5 protein-coding genes are annotated in these 4,763 nt (G+C 71.7%); all 5 read right to left on the reverse strand.

The window, feature by feature from the left end:
- Window positions 1-93 precede the first annotated feature (93 nt).
- Window positions 94-1,323: an FAD-dependent oxidoreductase gene (locus Q1N79_RS03835; protein WP_300604440.1), complete on the reverse strand. Its 1,230-nt coding sequence runs from the start codon at window positions 1,321-1,323 to the stop codon at window positions 94-96.
- A complete protein-coding gene (locus tag Q1N79_RS03840; RefSeq protein WP_300604443.1) occupies window positions 1,320-2,570 on the reverse strand; it encodes a hypothetical protein in 1,251 nt (416 codons plus the stop codon). The genes Q1N79_RS03835 and Q1N79_RS03840 overlap by 4 nt, the downstream gene beginning before the upstream one ends.
- A gap of 250 nt (window positions 2,571-2,820) precedes the next feature.
- On the reverse strand, window positions 2,821-3,789 hold the full coding sequence (galE, locus tag Q1N79_RS03845; RefSeq protein WP_300604446.1) for a UDP-glucose 4-epimerase GalE: 969 nt from the start codon (window positions 3,787-3,789) through the stop codon (window positions 2,821-2,823).
- Between the two features lie 297 nt (window positions 3,790-4,086).
- Window positions 4,087-4,308 carry a TetR-like C-terminal domain-containing protein gene (locus tag Q1N79_RS03850; RefSeq protein WP_300604450.1) on the reverse strand — a complete coding sequence of 74 codons (222 nt, stop codon included), beginning with the start codon at window positions 4,306-4,308 and terminating at the stop codon, window positions 4,087-4,089.
- Between the two features lie 311 nt (window positions 4,309-4,619).
- Window positions 4,620-4,754, reverse strand: a complete 135-nt coding sequence (locus Q1N79_RS03855; protein WP_300604453.1) for a WHG domain-containing protein — start codon at window positions 4,752-4,754, stop codon at window positions 4,620-4,622.
- Between the last annotated feature and the right edge of the window lie 9 nt (window positions 4,755-4,763).

Genomic DNA, 4,763 nt, shown 5'->3' on the forward strand with positions numbered 1-4,763 from the left:
TCATCCGCACCCGCCGTGCCGCGGACGTGCCAGGACCGCGCCAGGCGCGCGTGGCGGGGCCGGCCGGCCACCGCCACCGCACGGCATGTGAGTTCATCGCCGCGCCGCCAGGGCGGGGACCGGGCGGCCGGTCTCGGCGGCCAGCCGGCGGGTGACCGCGATCGCGGCATGGCGCGCGCCGTAGACGAAGCGCATCACGGGCCCGAAACTGGGCGCCACGAGCGGGCCGACGACGTACAGGCCGGGGACGGAGGACTGGTAGCCGGGGCCGACCGCCACGCTCCCGCCCAGGGTGCGCAGCGCGGACCGGATGCCCGGCCCGAGGAAGCCGAGCCTGGCCACGTCGGCCCGGTACCCGGTGCCCGCGATGACGTGATCGGCGGTCAGTTCCATGCGGGTTCCCCCGGCGGCGACCGTGAGCCGGACCCGGCTGCCGTCGGGTTCGGCCGCGGTCACCGCGTGACCGGTCAGGACCGGGAACTGCCCTTCCACCCGGGCGCGGAGCCAGCAGGCGCCCGCCGGCCCGAGCGCCGTCCTGGCGCGGTAGGCCCGGGTGCGGGCCGGCAGCCGCAGGAACACGTCCGGGTGGTTGGAGTAGAACCAGGTCGCCCAGCCCGAGCCGAGACCTGACTCCGGTTCCCGCAGCCGCCGCAGCAGCGGCCGGCCCGGCGGCAGCGGCTCCCCGTTCCAGGCGAGCGCCGGCGCGCGGGCCAGCACCCGCACGCCGGCGCCCGTCTCGTGCAGCAGCGCCGCCGACTCAAGTGCGGACTGCCCGGCGCCGACCACGCACACCTGGCGGCCCGCGAAGGCCACCAGGTCCGAGTGGGCGGAACTGTGCGTGCACAGGTCGGACGGCAGCCCGGCCAGGGCCGGCGGCAGGTACGCGAAATGCTCCACGCCGACGGCCAGCACGACCGCGCGAGCGGCCACGCGCTCGCCGCCGCCCACCGTGACCTGGAAGCCCGCGCCGTCGCGAGTGATCTCGGTGACCAGTGACTCTTCCACAGAAAGGCCGCACGCCGACCGGAACGACTGGCAGTACTCGACAAACGTGTCCAGCGGCACGGGCAGGCCGTAATCCGCGTACGGCCGGCCTGTCCGCGCGCAGAACGCCGCGAGCGTGTGCTGGTCGCGCGGGTCCGACAGGCTGGAGGCGAAGCCCTGTGACTTCAGGTACATGCCCCGCGGCATGGCGGCGCGCCAGAGCCGCATGGGCAGGCCGAACTGGCGGTAGGCCACGCCAGCCGTCCTCAGATGCGCCGCGAGCGACAGCCCGTACGGGCCCGCTCCAACGACGACCACGTCGACGTGACCGGTTGTCATGCCGTGCTCCCCCCGTTGACGAGTTCGTGCTGAAAACTGGGAAAATTGCGGGAAATCGCGCGCCAGCCCATGCGGACGCACATCAGCCCGAACGGGCGCAGGTCGTCGCGGGCGAACCAGGCGAGCTCATCGGCCGCGCGCACCGACGCGAGCCAGGACCGCGGGTCGAGCTCGCCGGCCCGCCATTTCGCCAGCGCGCTGATCGGGTCGTAGTTCTCCACCACGAAGCGCCTGCCGTCGACCTGGGCGGCCTCGGGGACCGGCTGGCCGGTGAGGTCGAGGTAGGCGGCCAGCGCGACATCGGTGCCCAGCGTGTCGCGGAACACCCGGAACTGCGCTCCAAGCCGCGGGTTGAAGTCGAGCAGGTGGTAACGGCCGTCCCTGCCGTCAAGCCGGATGTCGAGGTCGAGCAGGCCGCGGTACCCAAGGCGCGCGAGCAGCGAGGTGACCTGGAGCCGGAGACGCTCGTTGGCCGCCGACCTGCCGAAGCTGGTCAGGCCCGCGCGCGGCGGGTAGGACCGCTCCTTGACCCCGGTGAAGGCCGGCCGGCACCGCGCGGCGGCGTCGCAGTAGCCGTGGAAGAACCAGTCGTGGCCCTGGCCTCCGGGGATGAACTCCTGCAGCATGAGCCCGGCCCCGGCGCGCGCGCACGCCTCGTAGACGCGGTCAAGCTCATGCCGGTCCGCGAGCACCTGGGTGCTGCGCACGCCACGCGGCGCGTGCCACGGCGCGGTGAGCTTGGCGATGACGGGATATCCCGTCGCGGTGGCGAAGCCGCGGGCCGCGACGGCCGACTCGGGCAGCTCCGCCCGCGGCGAGGGGACGCCCAGCTCACGGCAGGCCTGGTGCAGCGAGTACTTGCCCGCGAGCAGCCGCGGCAGTTCGCGGGGCGGCTCGGGGAACAGGAACCGGCCGCGCAGGGGCGCGCCGTGCTCGGCGAGGAAGATCGCGCCTGCGTCGTCGGTCGTGATCAGCACCGCCGGACGGCCGATGACCTCGGCAAGGCGCGACAGCCCGGCGAGCACGCGCCCGGCGTCGTCGGGACTTGGCCGCCAGAAGAAGCGGCCGCGCAGGTAGCGCGAGCCCGCCGCGGGGGCGAGCCGGTCCTCGTGGACGCCGTATACCGGGACGCCAGCCCGTCCCAGGCTGCGGATGACGCCAAGCCCGCCATGGTGCATGACGTTCCTGTCGAACTTCAGCACGACGGCGGGCGTGCTGGCGTCCATCGGGCACGCCGCGCCGGTCATCGGGCGGCGACGCGGCGATAACCGTGCAAAATAAGGTCGAAAGCATGCCAAAGGCATCGTTCCCCCGTCTCCCGGACCCCCCCAGGTCCGTCACTCAGACGACACGCTTTGTTGCTGACCGTCTGTAATAACGACGCATATGCTACCGGCAAGGTTCAACGCAAGTGATTACCGTTTATGTGTGTGACGTATGAGCCGTAGCTTACGGGCTGTTGATCCTGGTGTGCGGGTTCGCGACCGCCGGGGTGCCCTACCGGATGGGCCAGGTGGCGCGGTAGAACGCCCAGGCGTCGGCGATGATCTCGCGCAGGCCGGGCTTGGCCGGCCGCCAGCCCAGCTCCCGGCGGGCCCGCTGGCTGTCCGCGACCGTGACGGCCGCGTCCCCGGCGCGCCGCGGCGCCAGCCGGACCGGGACCGGGCGCCCGGTCACCTCCCGCACCGCGTCGATGACCTGCCTGTTGCTGTAACCGTCGCCGTTGCCGAGGTTGTAGACGTCATGCCTGCCCGGCTCGATCGCCCGCAGCGCCAGCAGGTGCGCGGCGGCCAGGTCGCCGACGTGGATGTAATCGCGGATGCAGGTGCCGTCCGGGGTCGGGTAGTCGTCGCCGTAGAGCAGCAGCTCGTCGCGCTGGCCGCCGGCCACCTGCAAGACGACCGGTATCAGGTGGCTTTCCGGGTTGTGCCGCTCGCCGAGCCCGTCCACGGCGCCGGCCGCGTTGAAGTACCGCAGGCTCGCCGCGGCAAGGCCGAACGCCGGGCACTCCCCCGCCAGCATCATGTCCACCGCCAGCTTGGTGGCCGCGTACGGGTTGCGCGGGAGCACCGGCGAGTCCTCGGTGAGTTTCCCTGCTGCCTCGCCCGTGTACAGCGAGCCGGTGGAGGAGAAGATCAGCCGCGGCGTGCGCGCCGCGCGGACCGCGTCCAGCACGGCCATCGATCCGGCCACGTTGACGTGCCAGTACAGGTCCGGACGGGCCACCGACTCGGCGACCTCGATCTTGCCTGCGAAGTGCAGCACCGCCTCGAACCCCGCACCGGGCGCCAGCACCCGGGCCACGTCGTGCACCGGCAGCTTGTGGAATTCCACGCCGCGGGGGATGGTGTCCGCGAAACCGGTCGACAGGTCGTCGAGCACCACGATCTGGTAGCCTTCCGCGAGCAGCGCACGGGTCACCACGCTGCCGATGTATCCAGCGCCACCGGTCACCAGTACTTTCACGCGAGCTCCCCTCCCGGGTCGGTCTCACCTTACCGGCGGAACCGGCGCTGGCCAGAAGCCACGGTTCGTTCGGGATAATGGGTTTGCTCGCCTCACATCGCGCCACTGCGGCACCTATCCGCCCGCCTGACCCAGGCCTAACCCGCGCAGTCGGGACCGGGAGCGATGATTACCTGTGACTAAATGGAGTCTTTCGGACATACTGCGCGATATTCATGGGGGGACGGCTGCCCGGTGGCGGGCCGCGGGGATGTCTCGGTCGCGGCTGACACCGTGCGGATTGCGCCACATGTCCGCCTACCGCAGGCCTACGAATGCCGCCATCTGGGCGACCGCGTGCCCGAACAGGGCGTCGGCGGGCTCGAACGTCCCCGCGAACTGGCCGAACAGCTCGAAGCTGACGATCCCGAACAGCTGCGTCCAGGCGATCACGGCCCGGACGAGAGCGTCAGGCGGCACCGCGCCGGCTCCCGGCTCGGCGAGCGCGGCGGCCACGCCGGCGGCCTGCCCGGCGAGCACGTGGTGTCGCGCTTTGGCATACCGGTCACCAGTACTTTCACGCGAGCTCCCCTCCCGGGTCGGTCTCACCTTACCGGCGGAACCGGCGCTGGCCAGAAGCCACGGTTCGTTCGGGATAATGGGTTTGCTCGCCTCACATCGGGCCACTGCGGCACCTCGCGCAGTCGGGACCGGGAGCGATGATTACCTGTGACTAAATGGAGTCTTTCGGACATACTGCGCGATATTCATGGGGGGACGGCTGCCCGGTGGCGGGCCGCGGGGATGTCTCGGTCGCGGCTGACACCGTGCGGATTGCGCCACATGTCCGCCTACCGCAGGCCTACTAATGCCGCCATCTGGGCGACCGCGTGCCCGAACAGGGCGTCGGCGGGCTCGAACGTCCCCGCGAACTGGCCGAACAGCTCGAAGCTGACGATCCCGAACAGCTGCGTCCAGGCGATCACGGCCCGGAC

This window comes from Trebonia sp., assembly GCF_030042015.1.
Classification (GTDB): domain Bacteria; phylum Actinomycetota; class Actinomycetes; order Streptosporangiales; family Streptosporangiaceae; genus Trebonia.

Bases quoted from the DNA above. Each gene is read 5' to 3' on its own strand.
- Q1N79_RS03835 (WP_300604440.1), bottom strand. From the start codon at position 1,323: ATGACAACCGGTCACGTCGACGTGGTCGTCGTTGGAGCGGGCCCGTAC.
- Q1N79_RS03840 (WP_300604443.1), bottom strand. From the start codon at position 2,570: ATGACCGGCGCGGCGTGCCCGATGGACGCCAGCACGCCCGCCGTCGTG.